The organism is Algoriella xinjiangensis (genome assembly GCF_900115015.1).
GTDB lineage: Bacteria > Bacteroidota > Bacteroidia > Flavobacteriales > Weeksellaceae > Empedobacter > Empedobacter xinjiangensis.
The window spans coordinates 147,179-170,199 of record NZ_FOUZ01000002.1 but is presented as its reverse complement, the minus strand read 5'-3'; the positions used below and the strand labels follow the sequence as shown (position 1 = coordinate 170,199).

Here is a 23,021-nt window from a genome sequence, read left to right as displayed (position 1 = left end):
ATAAGTGAAACTTATCAACATTTTCAGGTTTTTGATTGATAAATTATACGTTCAATATTACGTCTAATTACACGTAATATTGAACTGTATATTTATTATTAAAGATTAATAGTTTTTTACAATTTCTTTTACTTCGTCAAACTCTTTATCAATTTCTTTATTTGGTTTTTGAGTTAAAAGTGATACAACATAAATCACGATAACTGAAGACACAAAACCAGGAATCATTTCGTACCAATCTTTGTAAGAATGGTTGATGTAAACCCAAGCCAAAACAACTCCACCACCAACTAACATCCCTGCTAAAGCACCTTGCCAAGTTGTTTTTTTCCAGAATAAAGAGAAAACTACCAATGGTCCGAAAGCCGCACCAAATCCTGCCCAAGCATTACCAACCAAATTCAAAATACTATCTTTTGGTGTTAATGATAATAAAACAGCAATAATTGCAACAATTAAAACCGATAAACGGCTAGCTGTTAACAATTGTTTTGGTGTTGCATCTTTGTTTAAATATGCTTTATAAATATCTTCTGTTAATGAACTTGATGTTACCAAAAGTTGTGAGGAAATAGTACTCATTACAGCTGCTAAAATTGCAGATAATAAGAAACCTCCAATTAATGGATGAAATAATATTCTAGAAAAGTAAATAAAAATTGTTTCAGATTCTGTTTTAGAACCATCAAAAATTGCCATTGTTGTGTGATCAAATTTCATCATGTAAGCAATTCCAACTAAACCAACAAGCAAAGCTCCTCCTACAGTAAAAATCATCCATGTAATTCCGATATTTCTTGCTTTTTTTAAATCAGATGCTTTTCCAATCGCCATAAAACGAACCAAAATATGCGGTTGTCCACAATATCCTAATCCCCAAGCCATCAACGATAAAATACTAATTGCCGTTGTTCCTTTAAATAAATCTAAATAATTATCTCCTTTTTGATTAATCAACGAAACGGTTTCGCTTACACTTCCAATTTCAGAAATTGCAACAATTGGTACAATAACCAATGCCAAAACCATAATTGTACCTTGTACAAAATCAGTTAAACTAACTGCTAAAAATCCACCTAAAAAAGTATATAAAACAACTACAAAACTTGTCATCCAAAGTCCTGTCATATAATCTAATCCAAAAGCAGATTCAAATAATTTTCCTCCAGAAACCATTCCAGCAGAAGTATACAATGTAAAGAATACTAAAATAAAGATGGATGAAACGATTCGTAATAAACGAGTTTTGTCTTTGTAACGATTCTCAAAAAACACAGGTAATGTAATCGAGTTATTTGCAACTTCTGTGTACACACGCAATCGCGGTGCAACAAAAATATAGTTTAAGAAACAACCTGTTGTTAAACCTATCGCAATCCAAATACTAGAAAGTCCAGTAAAATACATTGCACCAGGAACGCCCATCAACAGCCAACCACTCATATCAGCAGCTCCCGCAGAAAGCGCCGTTACAGCAGCTCCCATTTTACGGCCACCAATTAAGAAATCTTCTGAATTGTTTGTCGATTTTCTATAAGAATAAATTCCAATTCCTATCATCAACGCCATATAAGTTCCAATTGAAATTAATTCGTAAAAATTCATGTTTTAATTTTTTTTCGAAGATAAACTTTTTCAACAACTGAATTTGTACGAACTTTATTTTTTTAAATTGAACACATGAATTTTCAACAAAATAATCTAAAATTAGCAACAAGCCCTTACCTAAAACAACACGAAAACAATCCTGTTTGGTGGCAAAGTTGGAGTGATGATGTACTAGAATATGCACAAGAAACAAACAAACCACTTTTAATTTCTATTGGATATTCGGCTTGCCATTGGTGTCATGTGATGGAACATCAATCTTTCGAGAATGAAGAAGTTGCAAAAGTGATGAATGAATATTTTGTTTGCATAAAAATTGACCGCGAAGAACGCCCAGATTTAGACGCTTTGTATATGAATGTTGTTCAATTAATTCATCAATCAGGTGGTTGGCCGCTTAATGTTTTTGCTTTGCCTGACGGTCGTCCTTTTTATGGCGGAACATATTTTCCGAAAGAACAATGGATAGAATTATTGCAAAATATCAATCAAATGTATCATCATCATTCTGATAAAACCTTAGAATATGTGAATTCTTTGGCCGAAGGTTTAACAAAAATGGAGACAATTGAATTGAAATCTGCACAAAATTTTTCTCAAGATAAAATCAATGAAACATTTGAATTTTGGCAACAACAATTTGATGATGAATGGGGTGGTTTTAATCGTGCTCCAAAATTTATGTTACCAAATGCGTGGCAAACTATTTTACGTTTTGGATTTGAAACGAAGAACGAAGAATGTTTAATTCAATCTAAAATCACGTTAGATAGAATGGCTTTTGGTGGAATTTACGACCAATTAAAAGGCGGATTTTCACGATATTCTGTCGATCCGTATTGGAAAGTTCCACACTTCGAGAAAATGCTGTACGACAATGGTCAATTGCTTTCACTTTATTCAAACGGATACAAAGTTTTTAAAGAAGACGAATATAAAACGGTTGTTGATGAAACAATAAATTGGTTGAAAGATGAAATGCTTTCGCCCGAAAATGTTTTTTATGCGGCAATTGATGCGGATTCTGAAAAAGAAGAAGGAAAATATTATGTTTGGAAATCAGCCGAATTAAAAGAAATTTTGAAAGATGATTTTACTTTATTTCAGAAATATTACCAAGTTGATGAATTTGGCGAATGGGAACACGGAAATAATATTTTGATGCGATTATCGGATGACGAAGATTTTGCGGAGAAAAATAATTTGTCGCTCGAAGAATTAAAATCTATTGTAATAAAATGGAAAAATACACTTAATCCGATTCGAGAAAAAAGAATAAAACCTCATCGTGATGAAAAAGTATTGACTTCGTGGAATGCTTTGGTAATTACTGGACTTTGTGATGCGCATCAAACTTTTAGTAATGATGAATATTTGCAATTAGCCGAAAATGCAATCAGTTTTATTTTAAAAAATCAATGGAACGGCGAAACATTGTTCCGAAATTACAAAGACAATCAAACTACAATTGCTGGTTTTTTAGATGATTATGCGTTGATTATTGAAGCTTTAATCAAACTTTTTGAAACAACTTCGACTTTAAACTACATCGAAACTGCTGATAAAATAACACAAGAAGTTTTTAATCAATTCTATAATCATAAAAACAAAATGTTTGCGTACAAATCGCATTACGACACACCTTTGGTTAATGAAACATTTGAGATTTATGATAATGTCATTTCATCTTCAAACTCAATAATGGCGAATAATTTATTTAAACTTGGTAAAATTTTAAATCGTCAAGATTATACGGAGCAAGCGCAACAAATGTTAGCAAATGTTGAAGATAAAATTTTTGATCATCCAACTGGATTCACCAATTGGATCAATTTATATTTGAATTTTAGTTATCCGTTCAAAGAAATTGTAATTGTAGGAAAAGAAGCTAAAAATTATTTAAAAGAAATGAATAATTATTATCTTCCAAATTCTGTACGAATTGCTTCGGAAAATGAAACTTTAGAAATCACAAAAAATCGTTTAGAAGAAAATAAAACGGCTGTACATATTTGCGAAAATTACACATGTCAAATTCCAACTTATTCGGTAATTGACGCTTTAAAAAAATTATAACTTATGGAAAATACACGTTGTGCTTGGGTAGGAAAAGACCAAATATACATTGATTATCACGATAACGAATGGGGAAAACCTGTATATGATGATAAAATTTTGTTTGAATTTTTAGTTTTAGAATCTTTTCAGGCAGGATTAAGTTGGATTACAATTCTCAAAAAGAGAGAAAATTTTAGAAAAGCTTTTGCAAATTTTGACGTAGAAAAAATTGCAAATTTTACTGAAGATGATGTAGAAAAACTTGTTCTGGACGAAGGAATTATTCGTCATAGAGGAAAAATAAATGCAGCGATTAATAACGCAAAACTGTTTATAGAACTTCAAAAAGAACATGAATCATTCTCTAATTTTATTTGGAAATATGTTAATCATCAACCAATTGTAAATAATTGGAATTCGATAAAAGAAGTTCCTGCAACTACAGAAATTTCTGATCAAATAGCAAAAGATTTAAAGAAAATTGGATTCAAATTCTTTGGTTCGACAACTATTTACGCTCATATGCAAGCAACTGGAATGGTAAATGATCATACAAAAGATTGTTTTTGTAAGTAAACATTTTTGTTTGTTTTTCGACTGAACTTTCTCATCTTTGCGCAAAATTATCGTACATGAAAATCGAATTAAAATATTGGATTATTCTTGGCATTTTAGCGTTGACATGGGGAAGCTCATTCATCCTAATCAAACAAGGATTAGTCTCTTACACGCCATACCAAGTCGGAGCATTACGTTTATCTATTGCAGGAGGAGTTTTAGCCATTTGGGGAATTCCGAGTTTATTTAAAATTCCACGTAAAAAATTACCTTATGTTGCATTAGCAGGATTTTGCGGGAATTTTATTCCGATGTTTTTGTTTCCGATGGCGCAAACACACGTTACTAGCTCTATGGCTGGAATTTTAGACTCATTGGTTCCATTATTTATTTTATTATTTGGCGCACTTTTGTTTAATATAAAAGGAACTAAAAATCAAATAATTGGTGCTATCATCGGCTTTTTCGGAGCAGTTTTATTGATTGGTGGCGATGGTTTTTCTGGCGAAAATAGCTTGATGCATTGTTTATTAATTGTTTTAGCAACTGCATTATATGGTTTAAATAGTTTGATTTTGACACGTTATTTAAACGATGTTCCATCATTTCAATTATCATCTGCTTTGTTTACAATATGGTTAGCCCCATCCTTAATTATACTTTATTTTTCGGGCTTTTTTGATGTATATCAAGGTACACCAGAACAAATAAAAAGTTTAGGTTTTGTAGCAATTCTTGGTTTAATGGGAACTGCTTTGGCCATGATTTTATTTTACAAATTAATACAAGCAACAGGTTCTATGTTTGCGTCTATGGTAACCTATTTGATGCCTATTATTTCTGTATTTTGGGGTTTTATGGTTGGAGAAAAAATTACATGGATGCACCTTGTTGGTTTCGCAATGATATTATCTGGCGTTTATTTGACGCAGAAAAAAGATAAAAATATTGAAGTTGTGTAATTAATTTCAGCTTTAAATGAAATAAAAAAATCCACTCAATTGAGTGGATTTTTTTTATTCTATATACTTCTTCAAATCCTGCGAAAGTTGTTTTGTAAAAGCATCCGCACCTTTAAAATTCATGTGAGTTGTATTGTAAAAATATTTTTGCTGACAACTAATAGAATCATGTGAATAATCTAATAAAGGTAAATTATTTTTATCTAAAGTCTGCTGATAGCGGCTAATCACTTCTTTTCTATTCAACATATAATCTTGTCCTTTTATATATTCTGGCGCAATTGTAAACACCAATTTTATATTTTCTTTTTCGCAACGCTTTATCAATTCTTCTAATAATGGATAAACATTGAAATCAAAATTAGATTTTTTCTTTTCTAATTTCGACCAATTTACATTCCATTTTCTATCATACGATTTAAAACCTTCATCGCGAAATAATCCATCTTTGTGTACTTCTTCTTTTTTTGCTCGCGCAATTTGATCTTGCCAATAATCTTGATAGCGATAACGATACAACGGCAAAATAAAATCCCAACTATTGGTATCTTTATATTCTTTTAGCGAAGTATACAAATCACGATTCCACAACATAAATGGCACATATTGATTGGGCTGAAAAACTTCGTCGATATGTGAAAAAGAAAAAGTATCTAAATTCCAAACCACCATTTTTGGTTTTGGATTATGCTTTAAATATAAATTGAAGCGATAAAATTGCATTTTAAATTTACTACCATTCAACCCAAAATTATACGAATTCACGTTTAATTCTTTCTCTAAAATTTCAGGATTGATTTGTATAAATGCTCTCGAAGAACCAAAAATAGCTAAATCAGTTTTTGTTTTTCCTTCTTTTATTTGATTCCATTCCTGAACTTCACCGCTAAATAAAGCTATTTTTTTTAGTTGATTCGAATAATAAATATCCAACAAAACAGCAACTATAAAAACTGTAAAAAGGAAAATTAAAAACCATTTTAGTTGTTTCATTATTTTCTCAACATTTCGATATGTGGAATATCATCTTCTAAATATTCATCCGAAACTTGTTCAAATCCAAAAGACGAATAAAATTCTTTGAGATAAGCTTGTGCAGAAATTCGGATAGCTGATGTTTTAAATTGATTTTCGATAACTTGAATCGAATTTTTCATCAACTGTTTTCCAAATCCAAATCGTCTAAATTTTTGATTCGAAATTACACGACCTATTGAAGGTTCATTTTCATAAGAAAAACCTTTTGGTACAATTCTAGAATATGCTGCAACTTCGCCATCAACAGTTGCCCAAAGATGCCCACAAACCAAATCTTTACCATCGCAATCTTGATAAATGCAATCTTGTTCTATCACAAAAACTTCATTACGAAGCTGAATAATTTTATACAATTCTTTTGCAGTTAAATCATCAAATGCCTTATAATGCCAAACAATTTCTTCCATTTTAATCTAATTTAGAGTATTTAGCAATAATGTTTTCGAACATTTTCTGAGGTAAAATATTTTTTAATGTAACCGAAAATTTTTGCATCGATTTTCCAATATAATAATGTGGTTTCAATCCTTTTTGATTCATAATTCCCTCAATTATCGGAATTAAATCTTCTGGTGGTGTTCCATCTTCTACCTCGTGGTCAATATCCGCAACCATTGCATCATATTTGGCTTGGTAAAATTTAGAAACAAATGTTTTTACACGACCTTCCGCAATATTGGTTTTTATATCTCCAAAATTAAGCGTTGTAATCTCAATTCCCGTATTTCTGTTTTCTAAACGTGTAGATTCTATCAAACGATCAATCATCGCTTTAGACGCCGAATAATAACCTCTAAACGGCAAACCATTGTTGCTTGCAATAGATGAAACATTCAAAATATACCCAAAACCTTGTTTACGCATCACTGGCAAAACCTCTTGCATAGTATAAATTGTCCCGTAAACATTTACGTCCAACAATTTCTCAATATCGGCTTTTGTTGCATCTTCTACAGCGCCTAACATTCCAATTCCTGCATTATTAATTAATACATCAATTTGATTATTTGTTTCGTTTAATATTTGTTGAAAAGTACGCTGTACATTTTCTTTATCCGAAACATCTGTTGGTATATGTTTAAACTTTTCTTGACCTTTAGCCGTTCTTGATAATCCAAAAACTTGATGACCTTTTTCGTGAAAATAATTTGCCAACGTTAAGCCAACTCCCGAAGAAGAGCCTGTAATTACAATAACTTTTGATTGCATTATGCATATAAATTAGACGACAAAATTAAGGAATATCAACCAAATTTCTGAACATTAATATTTTTTTGAAAGCATAATAGAAGTTTATATAAATTTGTAGCTGATTTTTTAAGAAAATTAATTTGAATCCAAAAACTAAAAAATACATCATAACGGGAATAAAACTGACGATAAGTTTAGTTTTAATCTATTATATATTTTTCGTTAAGCTACATATTTTTGATATTTTCAGTCATTATAAAAATGCCAATTGGTTTTATATTTTTATAGCTGTTGTGTTGTATGTTGCTTCGCAAGCATTGTCTATTTTTAGGTTAGATTATTATTTTAGAGATATAAATCTTGATCTTTCGTACAAATCAAATGCACGATTATATTTTCTCGGCATGTTTTACAACACCTTTGTTCCTGGCGGAATTGGTGGCGATGCCTATAAAGTTTATGTACTAAATAAAAACTATAAAATCAGTTTAAAAGAAATTTCGCAAGCTGTATTTTTAGACAAAATTATTGGATTATTTTCGATGATATTAATAATTGTCTTTTTAATTTTTCTATCTAATCTAACCGATTATCCAATTGTACAATATGGTTCGTTGGCGGTTTCTTTAATCGGTTTTGTAGCTGTTCCGTTAATTTTAGGTCGATTTTTTCCTATTCATAAAAAAACATTTTATAACTCGATGATTTATTCAATCGTCTTGCAATTAATACAAGTTGGCATGTTGTATTTTGTTTTAGAAGGATTAAATATTCATCCAGATAATTTCAGTATTTATTTATTAATCTTTTTAGTATCAGGAATTTTATCAATTATATCTTTTAGTGGATTCGGAATTAGAGAAGCTGTTTTTATGTATGCGGCACATCGTTTCAATTTTGATGAAACTTTAGCAACAAGTGCTGCATTTATTTTCTCTATTATTACGATTTCTATCTCTTTTATCGGAATTATTTATTTGTTTAAAGGTGTAAAAATTGAAGAGAAGAAGAAAAAGACCAATATTTCTTTTTAAATTATCAAAATTATTTATTTGAATAGAAAACAGTTAAGTCTTAACATTAAATTTTATTTAATTTTTTTCGTTTCAACTGTTTGGATTTTTCAAAAACAACCCTATATTTGCAATCCAATTACGAAGGTCTCTTAGCTCAGTTGGTTCAGAGCACCTGCCTTACAAGCAGGGGGTCACTGGTTCGAATCCAGTAGGGACCACATAAAGACAATAGAAAGTCTTTCAAATAAAATTCTAAAAAGGTCTCTTAGCTCAGTTGGTTCAGAGCACCTGCCTTACAAGCAGGGGGTCACTGGTTCGAATCCAGTAGGGACCACATAAAGACAATAGAAAGTCTTTCAAATAAAATTCTAAAAAGGTCTCTTAGCTCAGTTGGTTCAGAGCACCTGCCTTACAAGCAGGGGGTCACTGGTTCGAATCCAGTAGGGACCACATAAAGACAATAGAAAGTCTTTCAAATAAAATTCTAAAAAGGTCTCTTAGCTCAGTTGGTTCAGAGCACCTGCCTTACAAGCAGGGGGTCACTGGTTCGAATCCAGTAGGGACCACAATAAAAAACTCCTTTCAATTATTTGAAAGGAGTTTTTTGTTTATGTTATTTTTTAATGAATATATATTTATAAGGCATCAATGATAAGATAAAAATAATCACAGAAAATATAATCCCTTTTTTACTATGTTTGAAGGAATGATAATCTACAAATTCATCATTTTTTTTAAAATAAAATAATTCATACTTATCTCCAATCTTCAAATCTAAACATTGATCACCTAAAATTTTACTATTATATCTTTTATCATTATATAAAAATGAGATAGAATACGCTCCGTTATGAATACCGCAGTTCTTTTCTGATATTACAATTTCTTTCTTATTGTTATGATTTAAATTTTCTGAATTATCAATATAATTTTTAATTAAATAAGCCGATAAAGCGGCAAAAAACAAAGTAATTATTAATTGATTTTTAATAAAGTATTTATTCATTTAGATAATATATTATTACAAACTCTCTTTTTATTAGCTTTAGATCATCTTTATAAATCAATTCATCTTTATAAATACGATTTAAAAAAACCGACAACTAATAAGTTATCGGTTTCTATATTTTATTAAAATCTTAATCTTACGCCGTCTTCGCTTGTAAAGGCTTTTCTGCGGAAAATAAATAAACTTAATCCTCCTACAAATATTGCTGAATCTGCGACATTAAATACCGGCTGAAAAAACTTATAATGCTGCCCTCCTACTATTGGTAACCAAGTAGGCCAATCAAACTCGACAATTGGAAAGTAAAGCATATCTACCACACAACCTGTAAACCAGCCTGAATAACCTGTAAAATCTGCTTTAGCAACTCCTTGATAACCTACCCAATCCTGAAACATTGGACTAAAAGTGGTTCCTTTATCGAAGATTACACCATAAAAAATTCCATCAATTACATTACCAATTGCACCTGCTAATACAAGCGCAATTGGAATAATGAAATAATTATTTTTTAATTTTTTTGACCATGTATTAATGTAGTAAATAATCGCTCCAATCAATACAATACGCAGAAGGGATAAAATTATTTTACCTGTTTCTCCTCCAAAATGCATCCCGTAGGCCATTCCTGGATTTTCTACAAAGGCTATTTTAAACCATCCTAAAACGTCTACATCTTCGCCCAAAAAAAAGTGGGTTTTGACATAAAATTTTGAAATTTGATCGATAATTAATACCAAAAAGGTAATGAGTACTACTTTCTTCAAAATATGTTTTTAACGTTGCATGTTTTTAGCTTCGATACTTAATGTAGCATGCGGAACTAATTTTAAACGGTCTTTATTTATCAATTTTCCTGTAACACGGCAAATTCCGTATGTTTTATTTTCGATACGAATTAATGCATTTTTAAGGTCACGAATAAATTTATCTTGACGCGCTGCTAATTGTGCATTTTGCTCTTTAGACATTGTTTCAGAACCTTCTTCAAACGCTTTAAATGTTGGCGATGTATCATCAGTTCCATTATTACTATCGTTTGTATAAGCTTCTTTTAAAAGATCATAATCTTTAATTGCTTGGTCTAATTTATTTTGAATTAATATCTTAAACTCCTCTAACTCTTTATCAGAGTATCTTATTTTTTCTTCTGTAGTTGCCATACGCTTACAATTTTATTATCGCAATTTGCGTCATCAATCCATTAATATCAACCTCTGCTCCATTCTCAACTTCTGCTTGTAAAACAAGTTCATCTGTTAATGTTTCAGAACAAATATATTCTTTGTTTTGATTGACCGCTTTTACGATTGATTCATCATTTTTTAATATAAGTTTAATCTTGTCAGTTACTTCTAATCCAGTTTCTTTTCTCAGATTTTGAATTCTATTTACTAATTCTCGTGCAACACCTTCATTTATTAACTCCTCAGTTAATTGTAAATCAAGCGCTACCGTTAAGATAGAATTAGATGCAACAGTCCAGCCTGGAATGTCTTTTGTAGCGATTTCAAAATCTTCTAAATCTAAAGTTAATGTTTTGTTGTCAATTTCCAAATCAATTTTACTTGATTGCTCTAATTTAACAATTTCTTCATTCGTCAACAAAGCTGTAGCAGCCGAAATAGCCTTCATTTCTTTTCCGTATTTTGGACCTAATGTCTTGAAATTAGGCTTGATACTTTTGATTAAAAGACTTGATGCTTCTTCGTTTGTTAATAATTGAATTTCTTTTACGTTAACCTCTTGTTTTAATAATTCAGAAACTGCTTCTAAATTATTTTTCATTGCATCATTCAACACCGGTATCATTACTTTTTGTAATGGTTGACGAACTTTATTATCACTTAATTTACGTAGTGACAAAATCATACTTGTTGCCGTTTGCGCCAAATGTGTTTGCTCTTGTAAAGATTCATTAATCAAAGATTCATCAACTTTAGGAAAATCTGCTAAATGCACAGATTCTGCTGCATTTTTACCTGTAGCTGCGTTTAAATCTTTGTATAAACGATCCATAAAAAATGGTGCAATTGGCGAAGCTAAAATTGCAACTGTTTCTAAAACGGTGTACAATGTTTGGTAAGCGCCAATTTTATCTTTTGAATAATCTCCTTTCCAGAAACGTCTTCTTGATAAACGTATGTGCCAGTTTGATAAATTATCAATTACAAATTCTTGTATTGCACGTGCTGCTTTTGTTGGTTCATAATCCAATAAAAATGCATCAACTTTATTTGTTAATGTATTTAATTCAGAAATAATCCATTGATCTAATTCAGCTCTTTCGTTTACTGGAATTTCTTCTTCAGCAAATGTAAATCCGTCTACATTGGCATATAAAGAGAAAAATGAATAGGTATTGTATAATGTTCCGAAGAATTTACGACGAACTTCGTCTACTCCCGAAATATCAAATTTTAAGTTTTCCCATGGTTGCGCATTCGCTATCATGTACCAACGCGTAGCATCAGGACCATAAGTTGCCAATGTCTCGAAAGGATCAACTGCATTACCCAAACGTTTCGACATTTTTTGCCCGTTTTTATCTAACACTAAACCGTTAGACATTACGTTTTTATACGCTTTAGAGTCAAAAACTAACGTTCCGATTGCGTGTAAAGTATAAAACCAACCACGTGTTTGATCGACACCTTCTGCAATAAAATCAGCAGGATACATTTTCCCACTATCGATTAATTCTTTATTCTCGAACGGATAATGTACTTGTGCATAAGGCATTGCTCCAGAATCAAACCAAACATCAATCAAATCAGATTCGCGTTTCATTGGTTTTCCAGATGCAGAAACTAATGTAATTTCATCGACAACATTTTTGTGTAAATCAATTAAATCATAGTTTTCTTCTGTCATATTTCCTACTTGAAAATCTTTGAAAGGATTTACCGCCTGAACACCAGCTGCAACAGATTTCTCTATTTCTGCAACTAATTCTTCTACAGAACCGATGATAATTTCTTCGTCACCTTCTTCTGTGCGCCAAATTGGTAAAGGAATTCCCCAATAACGAGAACGAGATAAATTCCAATCATTTGCGTTTTCTAACCAATTTCCGAAACGACCTTCACCTGTAGCTTTCGGTTTCCAGTTAATTTCTTTGTTCAATTCAACCATACGGTCTTTTACGTCCGTCACTTTGATAAACCAAGAATCTAATGGATAATATAAAATTGGTTTGTCAGTTCGCCAACAATGTGGATAACTGTGTTTGTATTTTTCTACTTTGAAGGCTTGATTACGCTCTTTTAATAAAATTGCGATTTCTACATCTACAGATTTCTCTGGAGCTGTACCGTCATCATAATATTCATTCTTTACATATTTACCTCCGAATCCTTCAGGAATTGAAGCTACAAAACGACCTTGTAAATCCACTAATGGAACTGCATTTCCGTTTGCATCTAAAACTAACATTGGTGGAACACCTGCATCTTTTGCAACTTTTGCATCATCTGCTCCAAAAGTTGGTGCTGTGTGTACGATACCTGTACCATCTTCTGTTGTTACGAAATCACCAGGAATTACTTGAAATGCATTTTCAGCATCTTCAAATGGTAAAGCCCAAGGCAATAATTGCTCGTAACGAGTTCCTACTAAATCTGCACCTTTGTATTCTGCTAAAATACGGTATGGTATTGTTTTGTTTCCTGCTGCAAAAACTTTGAAATCTTCTTCTGTTTCTGCTAAGAAATATGGTTTTGTAAATTGTTTTGCAACCAATGGTTTTCCTAAAACAACTTTAATCGGCTCGAAAGTATATTGATTAAATGTTTCTACAACAACATAATCAATTTTAGAACCTACTGTTAATGCAGTATTAGACGGTAAAGTCCAAGGTGTAGTTGTCCAAGCTAAGAAATATACATCTCCATCAAAATCTTTAAATAAATCCGAAGAATCTTTCTTTACTTTAAACTGCGCAACAATTGTTGTGTCCGTTACATCTTGGTATGTTCCTGGTTGATTTAATTCGTGAGAAGATAAACCTGTACCAGCTTTTGGCGAATATGGCTGAATTGTGTAGCCTTTGTACAACAAATTCTTATCATAAATTTGTTTTAACAACCACCAAACAGACTCCATATATTTTGGTTTGTATGTGATATATGGATCGTTCATATCAACCCAATATCCCATTTTTTCTGTCAAGTCATTCCACAAATCAGTGTAACGCATTACCGTACGTTTACACGCTTCGTTATATTCTTCTACCGAAATTTTAGTTCCGATATCTTCTTTTGTAATTCCTAATTCTTTTTCAGTACCCAATTCTACTGGTAAACCGTGCGTATCCCAACCCGCTTTACGAAAAACTTGTTTTCCTTTTAAGGTTTGAAAACGACAAAAAATATCTTTGATAGAACGCGCTAATACGTGGTGAATTCCAGGCTTTCCGTTTGCAGAAGGTGGTCCTTCATAAAAAACATAGGTATCATTTCCTTCGCGAGATGTAATACTTTTCTCGAAAACTTCATTTTCTTTCCAATCTTCTAGCGTTTCTTTTGCAACTTGTACCAAGTCCAAATGCTTATATTCTTTAAACTTATTTGCCATCGTATTCTTCTTTATTTCTTCTAAATCAAGGAGTGCGAATATAAGAATTTTTTATATAAAATTATAGCTATATCAACTAAAATCATATTAAGAATGCTTAAATTTATCGCAATTATTGAGCAAAAATAAGTCAATTTATTTTTATAGTTTAAAGTGTTTTATTTTAGCAGAATCAATACCTATTTTTAAGGCTTTTTAATAAATTCGTATTCCAATATTTTTTCGATGAAGAAACTCTTTAAATATTATTCAATTTTAATCATCATTTTACTCATTTCAAGTTGTAATAAAAATGATGATTATACAATTTTGATTCCAACCGATGCAGATTTTGTGGCCTTAATTAATCCAAAATCAATTGCAGAAAAAGGTAATTTCAACAAATTAGAACAATATAAAATTTATCAATTAGCAGAAAATGAAATCAAAAATCAAGATCCTATTTTAGATGAATTACTAAAAAACATCAAAGACAATCCGACTTCAGCTGGCGTTGATATTATCAGTCCAATTTATATTTTTGGACAAAAACTTAACGAAAAAAACATGGTTGCGACAATTGCAAACATGCGCGATAAAGATCAATTTGAAAAACATTTAACCACTATTTACAAATCAATTTATAAAAAAGATATTTCGTTTGAAAAAGTAGATGGGTTTACAACAATTTCGGGTTTCAATAAACCATTTATGGCTTGGAATAAATCTCAATTTATAGTTATTGCTTCGGAATTTGGCGTAAACGAAAAATCAATAAAAGATTATTTCACCAAAATTATCAACGACAAACATTCGCTTGCAAAAGAGAACAATAGTTTTGCAGATTTTGTGAAAAATTCGCAAGACATCAATGTTTGGTATACCGGAAATTTCTTGAAAAACTTTTCTAAAAAAGAAGAAAATGCAGGTAAAAACTTAGATTTTACAAAAAGTTCGTGGGTTAATTTGATTTCATTTACTTCGGATGGAATTAATTTTACTCAAAAATTTCATCCAGATGCAATTACAAAAGTAGAATTGCAAAAGCGTCCGATGTGGAAATCTAAAATTAATACAGATTTTTTTAAATATTTTCCTGCCCAAAGTTATTTGAATGTTGGTTTAGGAATTTATCCGACAAATACGCGTTATATTTTTGAAAATCAAAATTTTTTAACTGATTTTCTCAATCAATATGAAATCGATTTAAGCAAATTAGAAGATAGTTTTGAAGGTGATGCGCTTCTTAGTGTTTATGATTTTGAGGTTGGAAAAGCATTTAATGCAACTGATTTTTTCGGCAAAAAAGATAACTTCATCAAACAAGTTGTTTATCCACAATTTGTAATGGCTGGAAAAATGAAAAATGATTTATTTTTTAATGAATTTGTAAAAACGCACAAAGAAAAAATCAAGTTTCAAGGGAATTATTTTATGTTACCAATCAGCACAAATATGACGATTTATATGACGTATAAAAATAATTTGATGTACATCACAAACAATCAAGTTATGATGAGTCGTTTTTTGAATAATGATGTTAGTCAAACCAATTTTGTAACGTCAGAATATGCAACAAACTCTAGAAATGCGATGTTTGGCTATGTTAATTTAAATTTTGACCAATATCCAGAGCAAGTACAACAATATATTTACCAACAAATTCCGTTTGGAAATACAAAAGAAATGCAAACGATTTTATCTAATTTTGATTACATCGATTATCGCGTTTCGGATGAATACACAAAAACAGGAAAAATACACATGAAAAATAAAGACAAAAATAGTCTTGAAATTATTTTACTTCTTTTAGATCAAGCTTATTCACTATTTTTCTCGCAAACACAACAACAAAATGGAAATTAAAATAAGTCAACTCATTCCACATCCATTAAAAGAATTTGGGTTTGAAAAATCTGAAATTTGGAAAAACGATTACACATTTACAAGTGGAAATATTTATCAAGTTGTGGCACATTCTGGTGTAGGAAAATCAACTTTGATTAATATTTTATACGGCGATAGAAAAGATTATGATGGTGAAGTTTTGTTTGATGGACAAAATATAAAAAATTATAATTTGAATGATTGGACTACAATCCGACGTCAAAAAATAGCCTACGTTTTTCAAGGTTTGCATTTATTTGAAGAATTAACTTTGATGGAAAATATTCAATTAAAAAACGTTTTGACGCAACATCAATCTGAAAATAAAATTATTGAATGGATTGAGAAAGTTGGTTTAAAAAGTCATCTTCAACAAAAAGCGGTTCATCTTTCTTATGGGCAACGCCAGCGAATTGCAATTATTCGTGCGCTTTGTCAACCGTTTGATTTTTTACTTTTAGACGAACCTTTTAGTCATTTAGACGACAATAATCAAACGCTTTTGTTAGATTTAATAACTACCGAAGCGAAGAAAAATAATGCTGGAATTTTATTTACCAGTTTACACGAAATTCACGATAAACGATTAGAAAATGTCATTCAACTCTAACACATTAATCGAAAAATTAGTGCGAAAAAATTTAAGTTTTTTACGCATTACAACCTTTTGTTTTTTCTCTATCATTGGTTTTTTTATTTTGCTATTAGCTGCGACAATTTATTTGGATTATGCAAAGAATTTTGGAGAAGATAGTTCTATTTGGAAATCAAATTACATTGTTTTAAACAAAAAAGTCTCTTCTTTACAAACTTTAACTGGCGAAAAACCGACTTTTAATCAAGACGAAATAGATGACTTAAAAACACAAAAATTTGTGCAAAAAGTTGGCGTTTTCAAAAGCAGTCAATTTCCTGTAAAATTACAAGTCGGCGGAATTGCAGGAATCAGAGGTTTTTCGACTGATTTATTTTTTGAATCTGTTCCTGAAGATTTTATTGAAGTAAAAGAATCGGATTGGAAATGGCAAGAAGGACAAAATTTTATTCCGATTATTATTCCGAAAAGTTATTTGAATTTGTACAATTTTGGTTTTGCAACAAGTCAAGGTTTACCACAAGTTTCGGAAGGATTGTTTACAAAAATTCCGTTTCAATTGATTTTAGGAAAAGGCGAAAATCAAAACATTTATCAAGCTCGAATTGTTGATTTTACAACAAAAATTAATACAATTTTAGTTCCAGAAAATTTCTTACAATGGGCAAACGAAAAATATGCGCATCAATCTAATACAGAACCTTCACGTATAATTGTTGAAACAAAATCGCAAGGCGATGAAAATTCGGCTTCGTATTTTGAAAGTCATAATTTTGATATTAATAAAGACGAATTAAAAAATGGAGAATTAACCTATTATCTAAAACTAGCTTTTACATTGGTTTTATTTATTGGTTTAATCATTGTTTTTGCTGCAATTTGGTTGATGATTATTAACTTTCAATTGATGATTGAAAAGAATAAACACAAAACAAAAGATTTGTTTTTGATTGGATATAATATTAATCAACTTGCTAAACCGTATCTAAAATTCTCGATCATTTTTATGTTGATAAGTTATCTTATCTCGATTCCGATGGTTTATTTTATTTTGAATATGATTAATGCAAAAGTTGGCAAATTTATGTCGACAGAGCAATCTCATATTTGGGAAGTAATTGGTTTTGGATTAATTGTCGTGATTGTATTATTTATCATCAATAAAATAATCTTAACACAATCTATCAAAAAAATTGCATTAAAATCTTAATTCATAAAAAAAATACATAAAAAAAAGCTTGAAGAAATCTTCAAGCTTTTTTTTATGTATTTAAATTTCTTTGTTTAGAAAGAATATCCAACTCCTAAAGAGAATGAATGGTTTTTAACATCATTGGCTATTGTTGTGCCATTGTCTGTGTTTTCTCCAATTTTTGTTAAGCCCATGTAATATCTTGCGCCAACATTAATATTGTCTGTAACATTGTATCCTAATCCGAAGTTTACACCGAAATCAAAGTTTTTTATATCATCTTTAATATCCGTTTTTTCTGAAACTGTATTTACCGTTCCGTTTGCATAAACACTTGTTTCTTGCTTGTTACTTGCATACATATTAAATCCGAATTGTGGACCAGCCTCGATATTGAAACGAGATGCCGCAGGATAATATTTGAACATTACTGGAACTTGAATATAATCTAATGTTGTTTTATTCTTGTTTTTAATGGTTGTATTTCCTACTTCGGTTACATCATCTTTAAACTTACCTCCGATTCTCGTAAAGTTAACCTCTGGTTGTACGGAAAACTGATCTGTAAGAGGAAAATGTCCGTAAACACCAGCGCTAAATCCAACTTTGTAATCGTTGTCTTTTACATCAGCTCCATTAAATGAAGACATGTTTACAGTTGATTTAACACCAAACTGAGAGGATGTTGTTTTTTCTTGTGCACTTAAACTAACAACGCCTAGCATTGCAGCAGCAATAAAAAATATTTTTTTCATCTTGTAATAATTTTAATTTTCTAATTATGATGTATGCATAATTTCAAGTTACATGCCAAATGATGTTAAAGAAAATCAATAAAACTCCAATTAACTTATTATCAATTAGATAATTTTAAAACTTTAACACTTAAAAAGAACGAACTATATAAAATAAAAAAAGCCACATCTTGCGATGTGGCTTTTAATTAACACTAATTATTTTTTAATTCTTATGATTAGAATTTATACGCAAATCCTAAAGAAACTGCATCTGCATTAAAGTTAGAATATTGATTATTATCTACAGAAATACCTTTGTATCCTGCATAAACATCAAAACTTGCTCCTGAATAACCAATTTTTGGTTGCCAAAATAATCCTCCATCTAAATTATCTTTAGTAGAAAAAGCATAACCTAAATCAGCACCAATAAATAAGTTGTTACTAAATTCATATTTAGCAGTAGCTGCTAATGGAATAAATCCAAAATCTTCTCCACCTAAATCTTTAAATTTACTATCTGCAATAAAATGATCATAACCAACTTTACCTCCTAATTTGAAATTAGTTGTAATAGGGTGTAAATAAGCTAAATCAACACCAACGTTAAATGAAGAATAATCTGCAGCATCTCCAACTGGAATACCTACGTGAACTGTACCTTCAACTCCTGATGTTTGAGCCGAAACTCCTACTAAACCTGCTACTGCGAAAGCAGCTGTTAATAATACTTTTTTCATTTTATGTTATTTTAATTTATTTGTCAAAATTGTTAAACTTATTTGTACAATTCCAATTTACGTGCCAAACTTAATTTCGTATTTCAGATAAACTTAAAATTTATAACAACAAATTAATAGTCAAAAACTTAACCAAAACAAAAAAAGCTCCAACTAATTGGAGCTTTTTAATTTATTTGAACAAAAAACTATTGTCCGACCATTTTGTATAAAAGGTCTTGTTGTTTTTTTGCATAATTTGTATCAATTTCTGCTGCGACACCAATCATTTCATCTAAATAATTAAATTGAGTCATGATTTTAGCTTGATCAGTTTCATCAACTTTTCCGTCAGCAACAACTTCATTGTATAGTTTTTCAAACTTCTTCAACATTGGATTATATCCAGTTTCGAATAATTTAATTGCTTTGTCTTTATCTCCACGTTCGCCTAATGCAGACGCTTCGTTGTATAAAGCCATCATCAAATCGTTTTTAGCACTTGCATAATCAGAACCGATTGAATAACGTTTTGCCGCTGGTAAAGACTCGTAAAAAGCAATTTTTTGATTGGCTTGCTTTCTTACGTGTGCAAACAATTCTTCGCCTTTTTTATCTTCGCCTGCTTTTACGTATAATCCCGCAATTCTACTTACACCGTAACCAATATCATATTGCGATAATGCCGGAATTTCCTTCATTACTTTATCTAATACCTGAATTGCTTCTTTTTTGCGACCAGCAGCTAATAAATCGTCCGCTAATCTAACAGCTGTATTTCGGTAAGATGATGTGTAATTACGTTCTGTTAAACTAAATGATGCATCAGGATTATTGTAACCCGACCATTTGTAAGAATTGAATGTTCTTAACAACATATCATTGTCAGAAGCTCCAATAATACCGCCTTTACCAAATTGTGTAAAAATCGGAACTAATTTATAACTTAAACCTGCATTCAATAAATAATCATTCATAAAGAATGTATTTTCTGGATCAGAAACACCTCCTCCACTGAAATAAATTGGACGATCCCAATTATAATTCGCCATCATTGAAAGCATCATCAAATTATTTTTGAATAAGCTAGACGATTTGATATTGATTGTTAAATTATCAATCATTTTATCAGCATCTTTCGGGTTTACAATTCCGTATTTTATTGCATTTGCTTTATTAACAGGAACGGTAATTTTAGAGACCGGTAAATAATTTGCTTGTCCAATTGGATATCCAAAATAATCTGCTAAAGCTTGTTTTTCCTCTAATTTATTATTCAAAAGAAAATCCATCGCTTCCTTAGCCGTCATACTATCTTTTGTCAAGTATTTTTCTAAAGGTTTAATCTTTTTATAAACCGTCATTACTTGCTCTGGATCAATTTCTGGATCAACAAAATATTGTCCAACTTGATCTGTTGGTAAATTGCTTAATGTTTCTAAAGTTTGATTAGAACCTGGTTTGATAAAACCATTTAATTCATCAAAAATATTTTTGATAGAACCTCCAACCACAAAAATCTGATCGTTTGTACCCGTTTGGTAATCTTTCGGTTTTAGATTTGTTGGTATTGGAGCTGCATTGTACGTTTTTCTTAATAATTGCTCTAAATTCCACGGTGAAGCCGCTAAAGTTAGATTCGCAATTTTAACATCATCACGGAAATTTTCTGTTTCCTGTAATCCCCATAACGGATAAGTATCATTGTCACCATACACAAAAATTATGGCGTTTTTATCCAATGGATACAAATAATTATATGCCAAAGAATATGCTACAGAACGCTCAGAACGATCGTGATCATTCCAGTTTTGAGCTCCCATCAAGATAGGAATTCCGGCTAAAACGATTGTTGTTCCTAATGCTAATGATGGGCTTAATTCTTTTTTCTGAATTCTCTGAATCAATAAATAAATTCCTTGTACACCCAAACCAATCCAAATAGAAAATGCATAAAAAGAACTTACTAATGCATAATCTCGTTCGCGAGGTTCAAAAGGTTTTACAGATGTGTAGAAAATAATACCAACACTTGTTAATACAAATAGTGATAATAATGACCACCAGTTGACAAAATTTCTATTTAATTGTGTAAAGAAACCGATTAATCCTAAAATTAATGGCAACATATAATACACATTTGTTCCGTCATTTTTGTATTCGTCAGCTAATTTAGATTGATCTCCTAAACGTGCATTGTCTATAAATGGAATTCCAGATAACCAGTTTCCTTTTGTTATTTCGAAATTACCTTCTAAATCGTTTTGGCGACCAGAAAAATTCCACATAAAATAACGAACAAACATATAGTTGATTTGATAATCAAAGAAATAGTTTAATTGCTCGCCAAATGTTGGTGGTTCAATTTCTAAAATTTGATTATATTTTTTAAGATCCGCAACTCTTAATTCGCGATTTGATCTTTTCTGAACCAAGTCTGCATACATTTTTTGAGCTTGTTCATCACCAGCGTATTTCGAATTAAGCGAAAATTTAGGAAAACCATAAACTGCCGCATAATTTTCCATCACACCTGGATCTGGACTAAACATTTTCGGGAAGAATTTTACGTATTTATCTTCATATTTATAGTCTAAACGATCCGAAACTTTTAAGTATTTTCCTGTGCGTTGATCTTTAATATATTCAGAACTACGAACGCTACTTTCTGGCGCTCCGTTAGCATCACGTTTTAAACCATCATTTGCTATATGAGCCGTATAAACTGGTCCGTACATTACTGGCCAAGTCCCATATTGCTCACGATTAAAATAATCTAAAACACCTAAAGCTGTGTCAGGATCATTTAAATTCATGTGTGGATTTGCGTTTGCACGAATCGGAATTACTAACCAACAAGAGAAACCAATCAACATAAAAATAACACACCACGAAATTGTATTTAACAAAGCCGAACCGTATTTCTGCGTTAATTTAACAGCTAAATAAAATATAACTGCTAAAATAATTGTTGCGATAATTGTTCCTGAATTAAAAGGCATTCCAAGATTATTAACCACGTAAATCTCTGTTTTACCAAAGAATGTCATGACTAATGGAAAAATTATTTTAAATACAAAAACTAAAATTACTAATGTGATGACATTAGCAAGTATAAAACTTTTGATTGTAAACTTGTATTTACGTGCGTAATAAACAAAACACACCGCAGGAATAGACAACATTGCCATTAAGTGAACACCAATAGAAAGTCCGATTACCAGTGAGATAATTACCAACCATTTGTTTCCACGTGGCGTATCTGCAACTTGATCCCATTTTGTAACCAACCAAAATAATAAGGCTGTAAAAAATGATGCCATTGCATAAACTTCTCCTTCTACTGCCGAAAACCAAAATGTGTCGCTAAACATAAATGCTGCTGCTCCAACTAATCCACTTCCTAAAGCGATTATTTTTTGAGAAGCATCCATTTCTATTAAATCTACATTTGTAGGATCTTGTGTATTTGCAAACATTTTTCGAACAAAATATGTAATTGTCCAAAACAACAACATAATTGTCCCTGCGCTACACAAAGCAGATGTACTGTTAATTAAAATTGCATATTTGCTTCCGTCACCAAAAGCTAAACCAGACCAAACTGCTCCAATGATTTGAAACAATGCGGCACCGGGCGCATGCGTAATTCCTAATTTTGCTGATGATACAATATATTCACCACAATCCCATAAACTTAGGTAGCGTTCCATGCTCGACAAATACAATACTGTCGCTATCAAGAACATAACTACACCTAAGATGTTATTCCATTTTTTGAAATTTATATTCATCTTGTTCAATAAACTATCTTGCGAAAATAAGATAAATATTTGATATAGCTGAAGATTGAAAACATTAAATTATGATTAGATTTTTCAATAACAACAATGATAT

At 30.9% G+C, this 23,021-nt stretch carries 18 protein-coding genes and 4 tRNA genes; 11 read left to right on the top strand and 11 right to left on the bottom strand.

Going from position 1 to position 23,021, the window contains the following annotated elements:
- Positions 1–105: 105 nt before the first annotated feature.
- Positions 106–1,605, bottom strand: a complete 1,500-nt coding sequence (putP, locus tag BM072_RS02375; protein WP_092906188.1) for a sodium/proline symporter PutP — start codon at positions 1,603–1,605, stop codon at positions 106–108.
- A gap of 75 nt (positions 1,606–1,680) precedes the next feature.
- Between putP and BM072_RS02370 the strand changes: the two genes are divergently transcribed.
- The 3 genes from BM072_RS02370 to BM072_RS02360 are packed head-to-tail and all read left to right on the top strand — an operon-like array spanning position 1,681 to position 5,186.
- Complete coding sequence (locus BM072_RS02370; protein WP_092906186.1) at positions 1,681–3,684, top strand: thioredoxin domain-containing protein; 2,004 nt, start codon at positions 1,681–1,683, stop codon at positions 3,682–3,684.
- A gap of 3 nt (positions 3,685–3,687) precedes the next feature.
- A complete protein-coding gene (locus BM072_RS02365) occupies positions 3,688–4,242 on the top strand; it encodes a DNA-3-methyladenine glycosylase I (RefSeq protein WP_092906184.1) in 555 nt (184 codons plus the stop codon).
- Positions 4,243–4,298: 56 nt separating this feature from the next.
- Positions 4,299–5,186 carry a DMT family transporter gene (locus tag BM072_RS02360; protein WP_092906182.1) on the top strand — a complete coding sequence of 296 codons (888 nt, stop codon included), beginning with the start codon at positions 4,299–4,301 and terminating at the stop codon, positions 5,184–5,186.
- Between the two features lie 54 nt (positions 5,187–5,240).
- On the opposite strand, the gene BM072_RS02355 is transcribed toward BM072_RS02360, so the two are convergent.
- Genes BM072_RS02355 through BM072_RS02345 form a run of 3 tightly spaced genes read right to left on the bottom strand, consistent with a single transcriptional unit; the run spans position 5,241 to position 7,433 of the window.
- The gene (locus BM072_RS02355; RefSeq protein WP_092906180.1) at positions 5,241–6,179 is read right to left on the bottom strand and encodes a hypothetical protein; all 939 of its coding nucleotides are present in this window, start codon (positions 6,177–6,179) and stop codon (positions 5,241–5,243) included.
- Entirely contained in the window at positions 6,179–6,631 is a 453-nt protein-coding gene (locus BM072_RS02350; protein WP_092906178.1) for a GNAT family N-acetyltransferase, read from the bottom strand. The genes BM072_RS02355 and BM072_RS02350 overlap by 1 nt, the downstream gene beginning before the upstream one ends.
- A 1-nt stretch (position 6,632) precedes the next feature.
- Positions 6,633–7,433 carry an SDR family NAD(P)-dependent oxidoreductase gene (locus BM072_RS02345; protein ID WP_092906176.1) on the bottom strand — a complete coding sequence of 267 codons (801 nt, stop codon included), beginning with the start codon at positions 7,431–7,433 and terminating at the stop codon, positions 6,633–6,635.
- Positions 7,434–7,555: 122 nt separating this feature from the next.
- On the opposite strand from BM072_RS02345, the gene BM072_RS02340 reads away from it, so the two are divergent.
- The 5 genes from BM072_RS02340 (at position 7,556) to BM072_RS02320 (ending at position 8,997) form a co-directional block, all read left to right on the top strand.
- Positions 7,556–8,449 (top strand): lysylphosphatidylglycerol synthase transmembrane domain-containing protein, encoded by an 894-nt coding sequence (locus BM072_RS02340; RefSeq protein WP_177190243.1) that lies wholly within the window; start codon positions 7,556–7,558, stop codon positions 8,447–8,449.
- 125 nt (positions 8,450–8,574) lie between these two features.
- Positions 8,575–8,649 (top strand) — tRNA-Val (locus tag BM072_RS02335).
- A gap of 41 nt (positions 8,650–8,690) precedes the next feature.
- A tRNA-Val gene (locus BM072_RS02330) sits at positions 8,691–8,765 on the top strand.
- Positions 8,766–8,806: 41 nt separating this feature from the next.
- Positions 8,807–8,881, top strand: a tRNA-Val gene (locus BM072_RS02325).
- 41 nt (positions 8,882–8,922) lie between these two features.
- Positions 8,923–8,997: transfer RNA gene (locus BM072_RS02320), tRNA-Val, on the top strand.
- Positions 8,998–9,044: 47 nt separating this feature from the next.
- On the opposite strand, the gene BM072_RS02315 is transcribed toward BM072_RS02320, so the two are convergent.
- The 4 genes from BM072_RS02315 to ileS form a co-directional block, all read right to left on the bottom strand.
- Positions 9,045–9,437, bottom strand: a complete 393-nt coding sequence (locus BM072_RS02315) for a hypothetical protein (RefSeq protein WP_092906172.1) — start codon at positions 9,435–9,437, stop codon at positions 9,045–9,047.
- A 125-nt stretch (positions 9,438–9,562) separates the two neighbouring features.
- Complete coding sequence (locus tag BM072_RS02310) at positions 9,563–10,207, bottom strand: lipoprotein signal peptidase (protein WP_092906170.1); 645 nt, start codon at positions 10,205–10,207, stop codon at positions 9,563–9,565.
- A gap of 9 nt (positions 10,208–10,216) precedes the next feature.
- A complete protein-coding gene (locus BM072_RS02305; RefSeq protein WP_092906168.1) occupies positions 10,217–10,603 on the bottom strand; it encodes a TraR/DksA family transcriptional regulator in 387 nt (128 codons plus the stop codon).
- Positions 10,604–10,607: 4 nt separating this feature from the next.
- Positions 10,608–14,015: an isoleucine--tRNA ligase gene (gene ileS / locus BM072_RS02300; protein ID WP_092906166.1), complete on the bottom strand. Its 3,408-nt coding sequence runs from the start codon at positions 14,013–14,015 to the stop codon at positions 10,608–10,610.
- A 225-nt stretch (positions 14,016–14,240) separates the two neighbouring features.
- Here ileS and BM072_RS02295 point away from each other — a divergent pair, with 225 nt between their 5' ends.
- From BM072_RS02295 to BM072_RS02285, 3 genes are read left to right on the top strand one after another with little or no spacing between them, the layout of a single operon-like run.
- Positions 14,241–15,860: a DUF4836 family protein gene (locus BM072_RS02295; protein ID WP_092906164.1), complete on the top strand. Its 1,620-nt coding sequence runs from the start codon at positions 14,241–14,243 to the stop codon at positions 15,858–15,860.
- Positions 15,850–16,491 carry an ATP-binding cassette domain-containing protein gene (locus tag BM072_RS02290; RefSeq protein ID WP_092906162.1) on the top strand — a complete coding sequence of 214 codons (642 nt, stop codon included), beginning with the start codon at positions 15,850–15,852 and terminating at the stop codon, positions 16,489–16,491. The genes BM072_RS02295 and BM072_RS02290 overlap by 11 nt, the downstream gene beginning before the upstream one ends.
- Complete coding sequence (locus BM072_RS02285; protein WP_092906160.1) at positions 16,475–17,686, top strand: hypothetical protein; 1,212 nt, start codon at positions 16,475–16,477, stop codon at positions 17,684–17,686. Before BM072_RS02290 ends, BM072_RS02285 begins: the two co-directional genes overlap by 17 nt.
- A 74-nt stretch (positions 17,687–17,760) precedes the next feature.
- Here the strand turns inward: BM072_RS02285 and BM072_RS02280 are convergent, their stop codons facing one another.
- From BM072_RS02280 to BM072_RS02270, 3 genes are all read right to left on the bottom strand, one after another.
- Positions 17,761–18,423 carry a porin family protein gene (locus BM072_RS02280; RefSeq protein WP_092906158.1) on the bottom strand — a complete coding sequence of 221 codons (663 nt, stop codon included), beginning with the start codon at positions 18,421–18,423 and terminating at the stop codon, positions 17,761–17,763.
- A 218-nt stretch (positions 18,424–18,641) separates the two neighbouring features.
- Positions 18,642–19,145, bottom strand: a complete 504-nt coding sequence (locus BM072_RS02275) for a hypothetical protein (protein ID WP_092906156.1) — start codon at positions 19,143–19,145, stop codon at positions 18,642–18,644.
- A gap of 188 nt (positions 19,146–19,333) precedes the next feature.
- Positions 19,334–22,918 carry a DUF2723 domain-containing protein gene (locus tag BM072_RS02270; protein ID WP_092906154.1) on the bottom strand — a complete coding sequence of 1,195 codons (3,585 nt, stop codon included), beginning with the start codon at positions 22,916–22,918 and terminating at the stop codon, positions 19,334–19,336.
- Positions 22,919–23,021 lie beyond the last annotated feature (103 nt).

Bases quoted from the DNA above. Each gene is read 5' to 3' on its own strand.
- putP (WP_092906188.1), bottom strand. From the start codon at position 1,605: ATGAATTTTTACGAATTAATTTCAATTGGAACTTATATGGCGTTGATG.
- BM072_RS02370 (WP_092906186.1), top strand. From the start codon at position 1,681: ATGAATTTTCAACAAAATAATCTAAAATTAGCAACAAGCCCTTACCTA.
- BM072_RS02365 (WP_092906184.1), top strand. From the start codon at position 3,688: ATGGAAAATACACGTTGTGCTTGGGTAGGAAAAGACCAAATATACATT.
- BM072_RS02360 (WP_092906182.1), top strand. From the start codon at position 4,299: ATGAAAATCGAATTAAAATATTGGATTATTCTTGGCATTTTAGCGTTG.
- BM072_RS02355 (WP_092906180.1), bottom strand. From the start codon at position 6,179: ATGAAACAACTAAAATGGTTTTTAATTTTCCTTTTTACAGTTTTTATA.
- BM072_RS02350 (WP_092906178.1), bottom strand. From the start codon at position 6,631: ATGGAAGAAATTGTTTGGCATTATAAGGCATTTGATGATTTAACTGCA.
- BM072_RS02345 (WP_092906176.1), bottom strand. From the start codon at position 7,433: ATGCAATCAAAAGTTATTGTAATTACAGGCTCTTCTTCGGGAGTTGGC.
- BM072_RS02315 (WP_092906172.1), bottom strand. From the start codon at position 9,437: ATGAATAAATACTTTATTAAAAATCAATTAATAATTACTTTGTTTTTT.
- BM072_RS02305 (WP_092906168.1), bottom strand. From the start codon at position 10,603: ATGGCAACTACAGAAGAAAAAATAAGATACTCTGATAAAGAGTTAGAG.
- ileS (WP_092906166.1), bottom strand. From the start codon at position 14,015: ATGGCAAATAAGTTTAAAGAATATAAGCATTTGGACTTGGTACAAGTT.
- BM072_RS02295 (WP_092906164.1), top strand. From the start codon at position 14,241: ATGAAGAAACTCTTTAAATATTATTCAATTTTAATCATCATTTTACTC.
- BM072_RS02290 (WP_092906162.1), top strand. From the start codon at position 15,850: ATGGAAATTAAAATAAGTCAACTCATTCCACATCCATTAAAAGAATTT.
- BM072_RS02285 (WP_092906160.1), top strand. From the start codon at position 16,475: ATGTCATTCAACTCTAACACATTAATCGAAAAATTAGTGCGAAAAAAT.
- BM072_RS02280 (WP_092906158.1), bottom strand. From the start codon at position 18,423: ATGAAAAAAATATTTTTTATTGCTGCTGCAATGCTAGGCGTTGTTAGT.
- BM072_RS02275 (WP_092906156.1), bottom strand. From the start codon at position 19,145: ATGAAAAAAGTATTATTAACAGCTGCTTTCGCAGTAGCAGGTTTAGTA.
- BM072_RS02270 (WP_092906154.1), bottom strand. From the start codon at position 22,918: ATGAATATAAATTTCAAAAAATGGAATAACATCTTAGGTGTAGTTATG.